General features: G+C 52.6%; 11 protein-coding genes and 1 riboswitch. Of the genes, 6 read left to right on the forward strand and 5 right to left on the reverse strand.

The window, feature by feature from the left end:
• The first annotated feature begins 104 nt into the window (after positions 1–104).
• Positions 105–1,700, forward strand: coding sequence for an isocitrate lyase (locus SOJ49_RS06905; protein ID WP_369857500.1), 1,596 nt, complete (start codon positions 105–107; stop codon positions 1,698–1,700).
• A gap of 356 nt (positions 1,701–2,056) precedes the next feature.
• Complete coding sequence (locus SOJ49_RS06910; protein ID WP_369858045.1) at positions 2,057–4,024, forward strand: diguanylate cyclase; 1,968 nt, start codon at positions 2,057–2,059, stop codon at positions 4,022–4,024.
• A gap of 23 nt (positions 4,025–4,047) precedes the next feature.
• Here SOJ49_RS06910 and SOJ49_RS06915 read toward each other — a convergent pair whose 3' ends face one another.
• Together SOJ49_RS06915 and SOJ49_RS06920 are read right to left on the reverse strand one after the other, a co-directional pair.
• Positions 4,048–4,800 (reverse strand): enoyl-CoA hydratase/isomerase family protein, encoded by a 753-nt coding sequence (locus SOJ49_RS06915; RefSeq protein ID WP_369857501.1) that lies wholly within the window; start codon positions 4,798–4,800, stop codon positions 4,048–4,050.
• Between the two features lie 100 nt (positions 4,801–4,900).
• Positions 4,901–5,326 carry a DUF427 domain-containing protein gene (locus tag SOJ49_RS06920; RefSeq protein WP_369857502.1) on the reverse strand — a complete coding sequence of 142 codons (426 nt, stop codon included), beginning with the start codon at positions 5,324–5,326 and terminating at the stop codon, positions 4,901–4,903.
• 346 nt (positions 5,327–5,672) lie between these two features.
• On the opposite strand from SOJ49_RS06920, the gene SOJ49_RS06925 reads away from it, so the two are divergent.
• Entirely contained in the window at positions 5,673–6,392 is a 720-nt protein-coding gene (locus SOJ49_RS06925) for a hypothetical protein (protein WP_369857503.1), read from the forward strand.
• Positions 6,389–7,420, forward strand: a complete 1,032-nt coding sequence (locus SOJ49_RS06930) for a hypothetical protein (protein WP_369857504.1) — start codon at positions 6,389–6,391, stop codon at positions 7,418–7,420. Before SOJ49_RS06925 ends, SOJ49_RS06930 begins: the two co-directional genes overlap by 4 nt.
• Before the next feature lie 118 nt (positions 7,421–7,538).
• Here the strand turns inward: SOJ49_RS06930 and uca are convergent, their stop codons facing one another.
• The 3 genes from uca to SOJ49_RS06945 form a co-directional block, all read right to left on the reverse strand.
• Complete coding sequence (uca, locus tag SOJ49_RS06935; protein WP_369857505.1) at positions 7,539–11,171, reverse strand: urea carboxylase; 3,633 nt, start codon at positions 11,169–11,171, stop codon at positions 7,539–7,541.
• 161 nt (positions 11,172–11,332) lie between these two features.
• Positions 11,333–11,971 carry an urea amidolyase associated protein UAAP2 gene (locus SOJ49_RS06940; protein ID WP_369857506.1) on the reverse strand — a complete coding sequence of 213 codons (639 nt, stop codon included), beginning with the start codon at positions 11,969–11,971 and terminating at the stop codon, positions 11,333–11,335.
• 23 nt (positions 11,972–11,994) lie between these two features.
• Positions 11,995–12,735, reverse strand: a complete 741-nt coding sequence (locus SOJ49_RS06945; protein ID WP_369857507.1) for an urea amidolyase associated protein UAAP1 — start codon at positions 12,733–12,735, stop codon at positions 11,995–11,997.
• 244 nt (positions 12,736–12,979) lie between these two features.
• Positions 12,980–13,118: riboswitch (guanidine-I (ykkC/yxkD leader) on the reverse strand.
• 445 nt (positions 13,119–13,563) lie between these two features.
• Here SOJ49_RS06945 and SOJ49_RS06950 point away from each other — a divergent pair.
• A complete protein-coding gene (locus SOJ49_RS06950; protein WP_369857508.1) occupies positions 13,564–14,652 on the forward strand; it encodes a DUF2726 domain-containing protein in 1,089 nt (362 codons plus the stop codon).
• Between the two features lie 329 nt (positions 14,653–14,981).
• Positions 14,982–16,325: a DUF2726 domain-containing protein gene (locus SOJ49_RS06955; protein ID WP_369857509.1), complete on the forward strand. Its 1,344-nt coding sequence runs from the start codon at positions 14,982–14,984 to the stop codon at positions 16,323–16,325.
• Positions 16,326–16,363 lie beyond the last annotated feature (38 nt).

Raw genomic sequence — 16,363 nt, forward strand, 5'->3', positions numbered from 1 at the left:
TTCGATGTCCATAGTATTCATTGGCAAGCGGCGATGAGCATCCGGCAACAGATCAGGAGCCATCCGCTGCATACCCCAAAATGCATATGACAAAGGACGAACCCATGTCTGCTTACCAAAACGACATCAAAGCTGTTGCTGCCCTGAAAGAAGCCGCCGGTGCTGGCTGGTCAGGTATCTCTGAAGAGTCTGTTGCACGTATGCGTGCCCAGAACAAGTTCAAGACTGGTCTGGATATCGCCAAGTACACTGCCAAGATCATGCGTGAAGACATGGCTGCCTACGATGCCGACAGCTCTCAGTACACTCAGTCTCTGGGGTGCTGGCACGGTTTTATTGGTCAGCAGAAGATGATTGCGATCAAAAAGCATTTCGGTAGCACCAAGCGTCGTTACCTGTACCTGTCTGGCTGGATGGTTGCTGCACTGCGTTCACAGTTTGGTCCTCTGCCTGACCAGTCCATGCACGAGAAGACAGCGGTTGCCAGTCTGATCGAAGAACTGTACACCTTCCTGCGTCAAGCCGATGCCCGCGAACTGGATCAGCTGTTCCGTGCGCTGGATGCTGCGAACGAAGCTGGTGACTCAGCCAAGGCTGCTGACATTCAGACCCAGATCGACAACCATGAAACTCATGTAGTACCGATCATTGCTGACATCGATGCTGGTTTTGGTAACGAAGAAGCAACTTACTTGATGGCCAAGCAGATGATCGAAGCGGGTGCTTGCTGCCTGCAGATCGAAAACCAGGTTGCTGACGAGAAGCAGTGTGGTCACCAGGACGGCAAAGTGACGGTTCCTCATGCCGATTTCCACTCCAAGCTGCGTGCGTTGCGTTACGCTTTCCTGGAGCTGGGTGTTGACGACGGTGTCATCGTTGCTCGTACCGATTCCCAGGGCGCTGGCCTGACCAAGCAGATCGCCGTTGTGAATGAGCCAGGTGATTCTGGCGACATCTACAACAGCTTCCTGGATTGTGAAGAAATCACGATTGACGACATGCAGCAGGGTGACGTGGTGATCAAGCGTGGCGACAAGATCCTGCGTCCGAAGCGTTTGCCATCCGGTCTGTTCCAGTTCCGTCGTGGCACCGGTGAACAACGTTGTGTCTTTGACTGTATCGAAGCCATCAAGGCCGGTGCTGACCTGCTATGGATCGAAACTGAAAAACCACATGTGGGTCAGATCAAGGAAATGATGGACGAGATCCGCAAGGAAGTGCCGAATGCCAAGCTGGTCTACAACAACAGCCCGTCATTCAACTGGACACTGAACTTCCGTCAGCAGGTATTTGATGCCTTTGCCGCTGAAGGCAAGGATATTTCTGCTTACGACCGTGCGGCTCTGATGAGCGTTGACTATGACGAAACCGAGCTGGCAATCGAAGCCGATCGTCGTATCCAGAGCTTCCAGGCGGATGCATCTCGTGAAGCGGGCATCTTCCATCACCTGATTACTCTGCCGACTTACCACACTGCGGCCTTGTCTACCGACAACCTGGCCAAAGAGTACTTCGGTGAAGCCGGTATGCTGGGTTATGTGGCGGGCGTACAGCGTAAGGAAATCCGTCAGGGTATCGCTTGCGTCAAGCACCAGAACATGTCCGGTTCTGACATGGGTGATGCACACAAGGAATACTTCTCAGGTGATAACGCCCTGAAAGCTTCTGGTAAAGACAACACCATGAACCAGTTCTCGTAACGGGTTCACACCCCACTTGGGTGTTGTAGCTGGGCGGCCTTCGGGCCGCCTTTTTTGTGCGCAGCTGCAATGCAACAAAATTCGTTATTGGGTAGCGAGTGCCAGCCGTATGTGAATGGATTCTGGAAGAACCATCGCTTGCCGCACAGGAAGCCGATGGCGGATCATTCGTCGGCAAAAGGCTTTGTCCACATGTGTGGACAAAATTGGCCAACTATTTCTAATGACTGAAAGTAGTCAAACTCGTATGGGGATATATACGGAATGAAGTTATACTGAATTGTATAATCAGGCGTATCCCAAATTCCCATAAACTTTCATGGATCCAGAAGGCCTCGATTGAGGTCGCGAATGTGATGCTGAGATCAATCAAGCTGCAGAGCTTAATCTACCGTAGTTTTCTGACCAGCTCTCTGGTGCCCTTGTTCGCCATCGAATTATTGTTGTTGTTATTGTACTTCGGCGTAAACGCCTATCTGTCAGACCATCATCAGAATGCGTTTGTTGAAGAGGTTGTCAGTAACCTTGAAGGCATCAGTATTCGTGAGGCCAACCTGGTTGATGGCCAGCTGGCGGAAGTCAGCCGGATGGCGGCACTGATGCAAAGGGCACATGAGGATTTTTTTGCCCATCCCGAGCGTTGTAAGGGCGTTGTACCGACAGGCCTGTTCCGTACTCATCCGAATGGTGCCTTGTATAAAGCATTTGATAATGGCGGTGCATCGCTTTATTTCTCTGCCAGCACTGCGGCAACCGAGGCGGTACTTCGAAAAGCCTGGTGTTCTGAGCAACTTGATCCCATGTTCAAAGCGTTGGTAAACCAGAATCCATTGGTATCTCAGGCATATCTGAATACCTGGGACGACATGAATCGATTATATCCGTTTATGGAGAATGCACCGGTTCAGTATGGCTCTGGTCTGCATATGGAAGATTATAACTTCTATTTTCTTGCGGATAAAAAACACAACCCAGAGCGGAAGCCGGTCTGGACCAGCGTCTACCTGGATCCGGCCGGGCAGGGCTGGCTGGTGTCGGTTATTGTGCCGGTATATCGCGGTGACTTTCTTGAAGGTGTCAGTGGTCTGGATATCACCATTGATACCTTTGTTCGTGCCATTCTTGATGCTGAATTACCCAGAGGCACCAGTCGCTTTCTGGTGGATCAGGATGGGGTAATTCTGGCGATGCCAGAGAGCGTGGAACAGCTACTGAAACTGAAAGAATTACGTCACCCTGTCGCTGTATCCGCTATTCGTAGTACGGTAGAGAAGCCAGAAGAATTTAATCTGCTCAAAAGTAGCAACGATGACATTCGTCGGAAAATGACTGATGTCCTGAATGATGTCAGTCCTAATGGTCAATACAGTCTGAGTATCAATGGTGCTGACTATCTGCTGAATAGCCAGCGAATTCCTACTACCGGCTGGCACATTATTACCCTGGTTGATCAAGCAACATTGCTGGCGCCGATGAGTGAATTACACTCCATCAGTAATCAGGTGGGTTTTGTGGCAATCAGCATCATGGTGGTTTTTTATGTGCTGTTTTTCCTTTATCTGGAAAACAAGTCACGTCATTTGGCCAAACGGGTTGCGGATCCGATTGAGCGCTTGTCCAATCTGACCAGCTCGTTGGGTGACCAGCTGGTGATGGAAAAGCTGACGTCGGTGGGCATTGCCGAGATCGATCGCTTGTATGGTAATTTTAATCGTATGAGCAGCCAGCTGGAACAGAAAACCCAAGCGCTGGTAGATTCGGAAACCCGAGAGAAAGTCCGACGCAAAGAGACCGAAATATTGGAGCGATTGGCGATTACCGATCGCCTGACGGGTTTGTATAATCGCCGTAAGCTGGATGAAGTACTCACCTGTGAAGTGGAACGTAGCAATCGTTCTGGACACCCGTTCAGTATTGTTATGCTGGATATCGATCACTTTAAAAACGTTAATGACACCCATGGCCACCCGGTCGGTGATCAGGTCATCGTTGAGCTGGCTACATTGCTGCGGGAGTTTATTCGCAAGATCGATATTGTCGGACGCTGGGGCGGGGAAGAGTTTGTTATCGTCTGTCCGATGACGGATATGGTGGGGGCCAGCCAGCTTGCCGAAAAGCTGCGAGTGGAAATTTCCAGTCATCACTTCCCTGTGATTGAGCACCTGACTGCCAGTTTTGGTATTGCCAGCTCGATGGCGGAAAAACATTACGAGCCTATTATTGATCGGGCTGATCAGGGCCTCTACGATGCCAAACGCTCAGGGCGTAATCGAGTAGGGGTTCGATTGATCGCCCCTCGCAACGATGATGGGGCCTTGCTTTAACCCCCGCGACCAACCAGCTGACGTTATTGCTTGCTCAGCACTTGCTTGATACGTAACTGGGTTTCTTCTGTTTGTAGCAGCTCAGCAAACAGCTGCATTTCTATAGCAACAGCACGGTCTACACGCTCGACATGCCCTTCTTCCTTTGCCAATCGCTTGATCGCCCGGATAGAACCTTGAGAGTTCTTGCTAATTTGTCGGGCTATCGCCAGGGCGTTATCCAAGGCTTCACCGTCTTCGGTGACCTGGTTTAACAGTCCCCATTGCTGTGCTTCGCTGGCGCTGAAAAAACGTCCGCTCAGTAATAATTCAGCCGCCACTTTCGGGCCAACGGCTTCAGCCAGTAAAACCGAGCAGGCACCTTCAGAGGTAACGCCAATTTTGGCAAAGGGCAATGAGTAACGGGTACTTTTACCCGCATACGCAAGATCGGCGTGTAACAGAATATTGGCACCAATACCAATAGCAACACCTTCTTGTGCGATAATCAGTGGTTTTGTCAAGGCTGCCAGAGTATGGAAAATACCCGCGACTCCTTCTTTGACGGCTAACAGATTACCGCCAGGCAGCAGATCACTGAGATCGTTCCCGGCAGAGAAAGCCGTGGCAGACCCGCTTAATACAATCACATTAACCTGTTCATCCTGCTCTGCGGCAGTCAGTGCTGCAATCAGATCCAGATAGGTCTGTACCCGGATAGCATTCAATACTCCCGGTCGATTGAGTTGTAACAAGGCAATGCCCTTGTCCTGGCTGTACAGAAGATCCTCAAACATGCGATGTGATTCCTATATCTGTGAATTAAAATATATTCACTATGTATTTTTATTCACATGATTGTGCCTGATTCCGGTACCGCCATCAAGAATGCCAGGGTTAGCAAATCTCCATGCTGAATAGACTTGCATCCAGACCCACTAGTCCGTTAACGCCAGTGCCCAAATCGTTTTCAACATACATCCAGGCGCTATCACACAGAGATTGATCACAGATCTGTAGATTAAACAACCAACAATCTCCCTGGATTCGGCACTGAAAAATATTGCCTGATGGCAGGAGGACGTCGGGACGTAAATCACCAAGGGGTAAATACCAGGCGATGAGAGCGGGATCGGACGTATCCGTGTCGGCATTATTACTCGCGTGGTGTGTCTGAAACAGCTTATGGCTCTTGGCGATGGGTATACTTGAACCATGGGGAGTGATCTGGAAGCTGCCCTGCAGGGATCGCAGTGGCAGTTGCGGAGGATGTTGCCAAAGGTGATTTTGTTGAACAGGTTGTGTGTCTTCGGGTGTGGTCATAGTAAGCATCCATGTCTGGGAACCACGACAGTTAAACGGAAATAATGCTGTGCCCGAATGGCCTACATCAAGTTATTGCATGATTTTACCAAAGATTAACAGTTGGGTATGACGTGTGATAGCAAGGGTCTTACTCCCAAAAGAGGAAGGGATTTACACCGTTGGTTTGATATGACGAGAGAGTCGTGGGCATACCATAGTGAGACTTGCCTGAGACCATTGTTGAGCTCAAGGCCGTTGCCCGTTCAAACCAGAGCTGACAGCGGTTATTTGCTCACACATCACTGGCATGTCAGCCCTGATGGGACGCAATTAAGGCACATAATAAAAACAAGAGGACAGCCCGATGAATCATGAATCTATCGAACAGCTGATGGGGATTTCATCTCCATGGCTCATTCACGATATTCGTATCAACAAGTCCCATCAGCGTGTTGAAGTGTGTATTGGCCAGGCACGTTCTGGCTGGTTTGGCTCCCGGCGTGCGATCCAGAATTTTGGCCACTATAAGGTATGGCGTCACACCAGTCTGGGTGTGCTGAAATGCACGGTTCGCATTGACTACCCGGAAAATGGCGTATTACCCAATGTCCCTTGGTGTGGTGATGCCTGCGCGCCCTTCACCAACGCTATGGGCCAACAGGTGATTGCCATGCTCACCGAAGGTATGTCGTTGGGTACCATTGCTCGCTTGCTGGAGCTGGACGCAGATATGCTGTGGCAGTTTAAACACGGCCTTGATACCGGCAAGATGGGTTCGAATCTCGACAGAACTGCTAGCCCAAAAGTACCCGAACCTAAGGTTGTTGTGGCCAGCAATGACCTGGAAGAATCTTTGCCTGCGGCAGAAACTGCCATCTGGAGAGAGCTATTAAGCGGAGAACGAGAACTGGAAATGCGTAACCTTGGATTACGCTTATTGTTGATGCGTCTGCGGCAGCAATACGCCATGGCCCATGATGAAGAGGTGCGGATGCTGAAAGTTCAGCAATTACGCCGTTATTTCGAAAAGAACCAGGGCACGGCAGGCCGTGAAATTGAACAGATCATGGAGGCGGTGCAATGAGTTTGGAAACAGTTGAACGTCCACTGACGAAGATTCTTGCAGGAAAAGTCCCCGGCCATCTGATGAGCGTGGAAGAAGCTGCACGGATTATTCAGACAGGTCGTGGTGTCAGCATTGCCGGGGATGAATCGGCATTACGCAAATTACCCACCGGCTTGTGGATCGGCGGCACCATTCCGTATTTTATGGGTGACGATGGCGGCTTATGCAGTCGCGACAAGGTATTTGTCAACGAACTGCCTGCTGCCAGTGGCGCGCCTGGCCTCTGTACCTACGACGTAACCAGCATTGAAGAAGTGTGTAATGACGCGCCGGATAACGGTTTTAGCGTACTGATCGTACCCGCCTTCTCTCGGGTGCATGAGCGCTTTGCCCAGGATGCTCCGGAATTCGACGGCATGTACCTGCAACCACTGGTAGGCTGGGTTGCAGGCGTACATCTGGATGACCTGGCCACGGTCAAACCGAAGGTGATATTTGGCCCAACGGGTGAATTTCACGATAACCTGGCCGTTGCCATGCACGTCGCTATTGATGACGACAAGTCCGCTGGTATCGAAATTATTAACCTCTTCAGACCCGGTGCCGGGCCAGTGATTCGATTCCCGGAATCCGGCTTTTCCGCTAAAGATGTAGAAATTGACGGTATACGAACCAACCTGGTCGAATATTTACGCTCAAGTCGTTCGGATACCCGCTTGCCATTGGTGGCTGACTATTGCGGTGCTTACATCAACGTCAGTTTCCAGAGCGTGGACGAAATAACCGGCGAAGTGAAGTTTTACGCTCCAGTGTATTCCGGACTAGAATACCGACTGGCAAGCTCCATACCGCCATATGCCGAAGCTTTTAGCCAACAAGTACCGCACGACAATGGCGAAATCGCGTTCTGTTGTAACTGCATCTTGAATTATATGTATGGCGAACTGGAAGGCAAAAAAACCGACCGCATGCACGGCCCAATCACATTCGGTGAAATTGCCTACCAGCTGGTTAACCAGACCATGGTGTATTTGCGAGTGAGCTGACGCTTTTATTTTTTTGCGTGGTAACGGCAAACGAGTAAGCCTCGGATACACAATCAGCGGATCAGGGCTTTAACCTGGGGCTCCATGCAGACGCGTAGGAGCCAGTACCAGTAAGTTCTTAATCTTCCCTCAATACCACCAACAGGCTGCCCGGTGCGACAGCTTGCCCGGCTTGCTTGACCACTTCTACTACTGTACCCGCTTGATGGCTGGAGACTTCTATTTCCATTTTCATCGATTCCAGAATCAACAGCGGCTGGTTGGCTGCCACCTGGTCGCCGGGTTTTACCAGACATTGCCAGACGTTGCCGGCGATGTGGCTTTCAACGCTGAATTCACTGTCTGCTAACGGGCGTTCTTCTTCCTGTTCGGTGGCAGCTGGTTCACTGTCGTAATTGAAGCGGCCGGTACGTTTCCAGTCTTCCAGTTCGTGTTGGAAGGCTTTCTGGCGTTCGGTCTGGAATGCGCTGATGCCGGACGATTGTTGCGCCAGAAAAGCTTCATACTGGCTGAGGTTGAATGTGGTTTCTTCAATCCTGATCGGGTATTGGCCGTGGGGAAACTGCTGGCGAATGTCGGTGAGTTCGTCGTGGCTGACTTCGTAGAAGCGTACCTGATCAAAGAAGCGCAGCAACCAGGGCTGGGTGAATTCCCTGGTTTGTTTGTAGCGGTTCCACATTTGCAGGGTACGGCCGACAAACTGGTAGCCACCTGGGCCTTCCATGCCATAAATACACATGTAAGCACCGCCAATACCGACGGAGTTTTCCGCCGTCCAGGTACGGGCCGGGTTGTATTTGGTGGTAACCAATCGATGGCATGGGTCAACCGGTGTTGCTACCGGGGCACCGAGATAAACGTCCCCCAGGCCCATCACCAGATAACTGGCGTTGAAGACGATGTCTTTCACCTCCTGAATCGAATCCAGGCCGTTAATTCGCCGAATAAATTCGATGTTGTCCGGGCACCAGGGGGCATCGGCGCGCACAGATTGCATGTACTTCTCGGCTGCCAGTCGGCATACCTCATCGTCCCAACTCAAGGGCAGATGCACAATACGCGATGGCACTTCGGCGCCTTCGAGGTCACCAAGCTGGCCTTCGGCGGCTTGTAGCAAATCCAGCAGCTGGTCTTGCGGCAATACGGTGGAGTCGTAGTGTAGTTGCAGCGAACGGATGCCGGGTGTGAGTTCTTGCAAGCCTTTGATCGGCTGGCTTTGCAGGTATTGCATCAGCGCGTGAACCCGAAAACGCAGGCGAATATCCAGTTGTAACGGGCCGTATTCAACCAGTAAGTAGCGGTCGCCGGACGGCCGATAGATAACACCCGTCGGGTGGTTGTCGGTGCTGATTTTCGCGACGACAGGGGAGGCCGGACGGTAGTCTTCCACCGTCACCGCATTGGCGGCTGTCAAGGTGATCAGATTGGCGGCTTGCTGGTTAAACAGTTCAACGGCGGTGGTTTGCGACACCGGAATAAATGTGATTTTGTCACCGGCTTTTAGCTGGCCCAGTTTCCACAGGTCGGCGGTGATGACTGTCGCCGGACAGACAAAGCCCCCCAGGCTGGGGCCGTCGGGGCCAAGAATGACGGGCATATCGCCAGTGAAGTCGATGGTGCCGATAGCGTAGGCGTTATCGTGAATATTGGACGGGTGTAAGCCGGCTTCGCCGCCGTCAGTGCGTGCCCATTCCGGCTTTGGGCCAATCAGCCGTACACCGGTGCGGCTGGAGTTGTAATGAATTTCGTAGGTGTGTTCAAACAGGCGTTCGATATCGCTTTCAGTAAAAAATTCTGGTGCACCGTGGGGGCCATAAATTACCCGTAATTGCCATTCGTGGGTAATGGCTGGCAACAGGGCATCAATGGCTGGGTTGATGGCGGGTGTGCTGACGGACTGCAGGTGCAAGACATCGCCTGGCAACAGGGCGCGACCATTGTGACCGCCGAACTGTCCCAGCGTGAAGGTGGATTTGGAACCCAGGTAGTCCGGGCATTGCAATCCGCCATCTATTAACAGGTACGCTCGTGCACCGGCACCACTGACCGCGCCGGTATCGAGTATATCTCCGGCTTGCACCGATATGGGTTTCCAGAATTCCGGAATCTCGATCACACCGTTCGCGTGGGTGATTTTGGCCTGGGTGTGAGCACCTGCCAGCAATACCCGCGTGGTGGTGTTGAATTTCAGGATCGGGCCTTTGAGGGTGATTTCCAGCCCGGCGTCCTGTGTGGCATTACCCAGTAAACGGTTACCCAGCTCAAACGAGTAGCTGTCGAAGGGGCCGGAAGGCGGTACGCCAATGTCCCAATAACCGATACGAGCGGGTAAGTCCTGAATGGTGGTTTGAGTGCCTGCGGCGATGACTTGAAGAGTGAGCGGTGCATGGTGCAGGGTTTTCAGCAGCTGGGTGTAAACATCGCCATTATTGACGCGCTGGTCGGCCAGAATATCGCGCAGGTAGGCGCGGTTGGTTTCGATGCCATACAGTTCACTGCTTGCCAGTGCTTGTGACAGACCAGCAAGCGCCTGTGCACGGCTGTCGGCCGTGACGATGATTTTGGCAAGCATGGGGTCGAACAGCGCTGGCACGGTGGTGCCGGATTCGACCCAGGTATCGATTCTTAAACGACCTTGCTCAACCGCATCTGGCCATTCAACGCGGCTTAATAAACCAGCAGACGGCTGGAAATCCAGTGCCGGGTCTTCGGCGTAGATACGGGCCTGAATAGCGTGGCCTACAGGCTGAAGCGTGGCCTGGTATTGATCGAGGTGCAGGTTGTCTTTACCGGCTTGAACGCCTGGTAGACGTACCATCCATTCCACCAGATCAACGCCATAGACTTCTTCAGTGACACCGTGTTCTACCTGTAAGCGAGTATTCACTTCGAGGAAGTAAAACTGGCCGTTGGCGGCATCAAAAATAAACTCGACAGTACCGGCACTCTGGTAGTTTACGGCAGCAGTCAGGCGTCGGGCGGTGGTTTGCAATTGCTGGCGTTGGGCATCGGTCAGGCCAGGGGCTGGGGTTTCTTCGAGGACTTTCTGGTTGCGACGCTGCAAGGAGCAATCGCGTTCACCCAGGGTGATGACGTTGCCGTTACCGTCGCCAAAGACCTGCACTTCGATGTGGCGGGCTTTTTCGACGAATTTTTCCAGAAACACGCCGTCATTGGCGAAGTTGTTGGCGCTCAGGCGTTTGACGCTATCCCAGGCTCCGCTCAGTTCCTGGTCGCTGTAGCACAGTTGCATGCCGATACCGCCACCACCGGCGGTGCTTTTCAGCATCACCGGGTAGCCGATGTGTTTGGCAGCGTCGCGGGCGGCGGTGAGGTCGGTGAGTAGTTCGGTGCCGGGTAGCAGTGGCACGCTATTCTGTTCGGCCAGGGTGCGGGCGCTGTGCTTGAGACCAAAGGCGGTCATGTGCTCCGGGCGAGGGCCAAGAAAGTAAATGCCCGCTGCACTGCAAGCACTGGCAAAATCGGGGTTTTCACTGAGGAAACCGTAGCCGGGGTGGATGGCATTGGCACCGGTTTGGCGGGCGATTGCCAGTATACGATCCTGGTTCAGATAAGTGGCAGTGACCGGGCCTTCACCGAGACAAACGGCTTCATCGGCCTGTTGTACATGCAGGGAGTGTTGGTCTTGCTGGTGGTAAACGGCCACTGAGCCAATACCCAGTTTTTTCAGGGTGCGGATGATACGGCAGGCGATGGCGCCACGGTTGGCAATCAGTACTTTGGTCAGCATGAGCGTTCAGGCTCCGTTGTTCAGCTCGCAGGCCGTCCTGCGAATATTCTGGAACCAGCGCGGGTCGTCCCGCCGGTTTTTATTCGGTGCTGGTTGGCTTTTACCCAATACAGGATGTAATACGCCTGCGGCGATTACATCCTGCAGTTTGGCCGCTTGGGTTACTCCCACACCAACACTTCGATGGGTGTCGGGTTATAACCGTTACACGGGTTGTTCAACTGTGGGCAGTTGGAGATCAGCACCAGGGTGTTTTTCAGGGCTTTTAATTCAACGTATTTACCGGCACCGGAGATGCCATCGGCGAAGGTCAAGCCTCCGTCGGCAGTGATTGGGACGTTCATAAAGAAGTTGATGTTGTGGGTGATGTCGGCTTTGTCGAGACCGTATTCTTCATGCTCGTTGATGGCCAGCATCCAGCTGTCGCGACAGGCATGCATGCATTTTTTTTCCAGTGCGTAACGCACGGTGTTGGATTCGGTGGCACAGGCACCACCGAGGGTGTCGTGGCGGCCACAGGTGTCGGCGACGATTTCCAGTAACGGGTTGTTGTCGTTGGTGCGCAGGATGGAACCGGCGGTCAGGTAGACGTTGCCCTGTTCGCGAATGGTGTCCATGGCGCTGTAGCGTTCGCTGACATCGTCGGCATTGTAGAACAGCGTATCGGCGGCCTGGTTGCCTTCGAGGTCGAGAATACGAAGGGTCTGACCGGCTTCAATACGGTGCAGGAAATAGTCTCCGGCAGCGACGGTTTGGCGGAAGCTGGCGTCGTCCGGGTGCAGCGTGCTTGCTTTAATCATAATCTTTGCTCCTCAGACGGATGTCAGTCCATGAATGTGTATAACAAGGTGTTCTGGAATCCGCGCTGGTTTTCCGGGCAGTGATTCTTGCAGTTGTCGTTGTCTGCCACCGGCATTGCCTTGGCCAGGGCGTACTGCACCGGTTTGCGCGGGTATGCGGCAAAGCCGGTCGCAGGAGCGGCCATCGGGTGCGGGCAGGTATGCAGAATCACCAGGGTGTCCATTTCAAAGCGCAGGGTAACGGAGTCACCCGCTTTGCCAGCGGGCTGGTAACTGAGGTTACCTTCGTCGTCGGTAAACACCTGACTGAACAGGTTGAGGTTGGCGGCCATGTCTTTACGGTTGAGGCCGTACTTGGCTAGCTCGACCATAAAGCTGTCGTAGCCATTCTGGGTCCAGTCATTGCGTCCCTGCTGGTACGTTACCGGCGGCCAGCGTTCGGCCTGCATGGTTTTGTTCATGTTGCCGCAGACGGTGTCGTGCCAGCCACAGTCGTCCTCGACAATGGAGGCTAAGACGCGGCCCATATCGGAGTACAGGCAATGGCCCTGGGTGAGTTTGAAGGTATGTTGGCACTTCAGACTGTCGGGGGCGTTGTACTTCTCCAGCAGGTCGTTGGGGTTGTACAGCAGCAGGCCAACATTGGCACCGCCTTCCAGATCGGTCAGGGTCAGCAGGGTGCCTTTACGTACCCGCATCGACCAGTGGCTGCCGCCAGTCAGGGTGTCCTGATAAAGGGTTGGGCCAGATTGAAAGGGACTCATCGGGTTCTCCTTAAACGGCATGGCGCGAGGCCAGTGCTGGTTGTTGGATGCGGGTAATTCGCAGTAAGTATGAACTCAGACAAAAGGATGTCGAATCGCTGCTGGTCGGATGTTCTGGGAGGTATCGGAAAATACGGGGTATAGCAAATGGCATGTACACTCCTGAATCAGGGTTAACGGCTTGAAACATTGGTCTGCCAAAACGCCAGACCTCCGGCAGAACAGTCACCAGACTGTTTTGCATGTCTCCCGGGCTTTTATCCCGCCGTGTAACCTCCGATCAGGTGTCAGGCAGTGCAGGCGCACTGTTGCCACATCGGTGAGGTCGACGGCTCTCGGACCAGTCACAGCACGCTGCTGCCGGAACCCTAGCCGTCTATTTGATGGACTATTTCACTGAATTAACAGCAGAGTTGCAAGCGATCTTTATGCCAATGTCGTATCGGAAGCATGGTACCTGCTCTGTCTTCCTGTGAAAGTGGCTGACGTAGACAGTGCGGGTTTGCTGTCATGCCGCCTTGCCCTGAGGCTTTTTGTATTTGAGTGATGTGGTGGCTGAGCTATTTCAGGGGGTTTTGTTGTATTAATTTGTTATGGGAATCGACCGGTATGGAGGGCCAAAACAATATTTTTGCGCCAATATGGTGCAAAAATCACCATGATATCGTCGTGAGATTGAAAAACCACTCCGAGTTCCAGAGCTTGCTGTGGCCCCAGATTGTGTACTTTTTACGTTTTGTCCGGTTATTCATATGAACGTCACTCTCCGGGTGTTTATTAGTAGTAATTTTTTGTAAAGTTCGCTCGAAATATACAGCGGAGATACGCATGGATTACCTGATCGTCGGCTTGGGTGTAACCATTCTGGTTGCTGTTGGTTTTATTGTCTGGACAGGATTTATCAGACGGGCGTCAGAGAGTGACTTGCCTTATGTTGCAGTTGGCCCGGTGTTGTCGCCTGCTGAGTACTCTTTTTATGGCGTATTGCAATCGGCGTTAGGAAAATCGGCGTTGATCTTGTGCAAGGTGAGAGTAGTGGATGTGATCAAGCCCCGTTCCGGACTGGATCCCAAAATCTGGCGCTTCCATTTTGACCGCATCGTACAAAAGGAATTCGACTTTGTATTATGTGATCCGGACGATCTGAGTGTGCGTTGCGTTATTGAGCTGGATAATGCCTCCCAAAGTAATGACGAGCGGCAGAAACGGAACGAGTTCCTGACTGCTGCCTGTCAGGCGGCAGACGTGAAAATAATGCTGGTGGATGCTCGGCGGGGGAGTTCGATCAAGGAAATCCGGGAGTTGGCCGGTTACCCATCGGTTACGTCTTCTTTCTCAGCTGACCCGTCCGGTGCTCAGCGGAATGGTATGGAGAGTCAGTATCCATCAACCTTGCTGGTGCCGCCCTTACCTGGTGATGACATGCTGACAACGGAAAGGATGGATTCAGATGATGGGCAAGCAGCAAATCCATTTTCCCTGTCTGCACTGGTGAATGAGCAGCAGCCAGAAAACCTTGTGGCTGATTTCTCCAGCGATCTTGGCTTGGAATGGGTGGAAGAACGTGGTGTAGCAGCCCCGGTTACGGATGATCCCACACCTGCCTCTGAGCCCGCCAGTCTGGTAAATGCGACGGACACAACATCGATCGGTGTTACCTCAGACACCTTGCCACGGGTATCGGAAGTGGGTCGCGAGGCTATTCGGCGTTCGCTGAAGCAGGCAAGCCCGGCGTCTCTTACTGTCGAACCGCACTGTCCCCGTTGCCAGGCGACGCTGGTAAAGCGCAAGCCCAAATCCGGTAAATTTGCTGGCCAACTGCTTTGGACTTGCAGTACTTTCCCTGAATGTCGTTATGCCGCGCCTTTCAAAGCACATGCAGACAAGGTGCGAAACGACGTCAACGAATCCGCCTGAATTGTTGGCTGTTGGCACCCCGTCACCTGTTTACCGAGACTGTTTTGCATGACACCTCGGACTTTTGTCTTTAATTGTAAAGTTTTGGTGTTTTTTCGATCGGCAGTTGTTGTTAGGTAAAACGGCTCTGATAATGGCCGGGAATTTTTGTTACCGCTCTGTTGCAAGGTACGATTCGTGCTTTCTGCTATGCTGTCAGAGTGTAGTTTGTTGAGTGAAGATCACTGCGGCAGGAGCGTTTTTGTTTTGGCGTCTCCTTGGTGATTCTGGCTGACTACCCTTTGGGCAATTAATGTTTTATTACCTGTCAGTTATGAGGTTTCCGTACTATGGATGTGCTCGAGATATTGGTGTTATTGATCGCACTGGTGCTAATTGCTTTGGTTGTGGCAGTGGTGCTGGTTTCTGTTCAGGCGCTGACATCTCGCAAAAGCTCCAGCTCTTCAGGGACTGAATCCGGGCCGGCTGTCACCGTTCCGGCACCTCAGGTGACGCCGCTGCCAGTTACCGTGCCGGTCGCCATGCCTGTTGATATGGAAGATGAAATTCTTGACGAAGATGCCGAGATGGACGGGGAGTCAGTCGAGGATCTGGTGTTTCCGGGAGATAGCCCGGAAAGCGCAAAAACCACGGAAAAAGAAGCGCCCGTTACACCCCAGCCCCAATACACACCGAACAGTGATGCACCAAGCAGTGATGCACCAAGCAAGGAACAACCTGGCGCCGCCAGTCAGGATCGCCGTTCGCCACCCGCATATCAGCCTGTCAGGGATAATATCCCGGAAGACAGAATCCGGCGTCCCATTGAAGAAGTGAATGTTGCCACGCCCGTACGGCGCAATGATGAAAATTTCCCTTACGTGGCTGGAGGCCCGCTGCTGACACCGCTCGAACGGCTGTTTTATGGTGACCTCAAAACGTCAGTTTCTGACAAAACCGAGATATTCTGTAAAGTCCGGGCGTCAGATATCCTTAATCCAAGGTCGGATCTCAACTTTGAAGAATCCCATTTTGCGGCGGAACAGCTGGCCACCCAGCGTTTTGACTTTGTTTTGTGTGATTCCCGCGATTTCTCGGTGATTGGTGTTATTGAGCTGGACGGCATGAATGAGCGCGAAGGTTTACGCAAGGCACAGCGTGAGGTGTTGCGCAAGTCCGCCGAGTCGGCCAATTTGCCGGTATTGCTGGTGGATATGAAGCGTGGCTATACCATCAAGGAAATACGTGATCGGGTGAATTACTTGCTGCCGAAAGAGAGTGGTGGCTATATGGAAGGTTCACTCAGCCATCAAACGGCGGAGCTGGATGCGCTGTTTGATGAACAGGATGAAGGTATTTCCCAGTACCGGCAGGTGGATTCCGACGACGACGTTGAAGAAGCCACACTGGCTGAGGCTGACGAGGTCGTGGTGAAAGAAGACGTAGCGGTCGTAAAAGACAGTGTTGCCGAAACTCACGAAGACGTCGATAAAAGCGCTGCAACCTCTGGCGCAGCAGAGGTTGTCGATAAAAAAGCCACGCCGGCTTCGGAGCACAAAAATGCCTGTCCCCGTTGTCAATCGCCGTTGAAACTGTCATTGGCGACCGCTGGTGAGTTTGCCGGGCAGTATTTCTGGATTTGTACCAAATTGCCGGAGTGCCCTTATGTCGCTCCCATCGCGCCGCCACAGTAATAACAGCTTGCTGGAACACGCCTTCTCACTCCCGATCC

This window comes from Candidatus Thalassolituus haligoni, assembly GCF_041222825.1.
Classification (GTDB): domain Bacteria; phylum Pseudomonadota; class Gammaproteobacteria; order Pseudomonadales; family Oceanobacteraceae; genus Oceanobacter; species Oceanobacter antarcticus.